Raw genomic sequence first — 378 nt, 5'->3', positions numbered from 1 at the left:
GGCATAGGCGGGGTCTCCCGACGACAGCAGCATCCCCAGGTCATCTGTCACCGCCACCCCCGTGAAGCCGAGCTCTTCTCTGGCGATGTCGTGCCAGACCGGCGAGAGCGACGCGGGAAGCGGGTCGATCTCGGTGTAGGCGAGGTGACCGTACATGAGCAGGGAGGCCCCGGCGTCGATGCCCGCCTCGAAAGGCACGGCTTCCGTGGCACGCCATTCCTCCCGACCCATCGTGGAACTCGGGATCGCCCGGTGCGAGTCGCCGGGCGCGGCGCCGTGGCCGGGGAAGTGCTTCAGCGTCGAGGCGACGAACTGCTCCTGTGCGGTGGTCGCCGCCGCGACGCGCTCGGCGGCGCACGCGGAGTCGATTCCGAGTGC

General features: G+C 70.4%; 1 protein-coding gene. It reads right to left on the bottom strand.

Annotation, left to right across the window (positions count from 1 at the left end):
• Positions 1 to 378, bottom strand: a 378-nt coding sequence (locus DSP71_RS24080) for a glycoside hydrolase family 3 N-terminal domain-containing protein (protein WP_309472629.1), incomplete at both ends; no start/stop codon positions are given.

Source organism: Microbacterium sp. H6 (genome assembly GCF_003314775.1).
In the GTDB taxonomy this organism is placed as follows: domain Bacteria; phylum Actinomycetota; class Actinomycetes; order Actinomycetales; family Microbacteriaceae; genus Microbacterium; species Microbacterium oxydans.
Note: the sequence above shows the minus strand (reverse complement) of the source record. Positions and strands in the feature narration are given on the sequence as shown.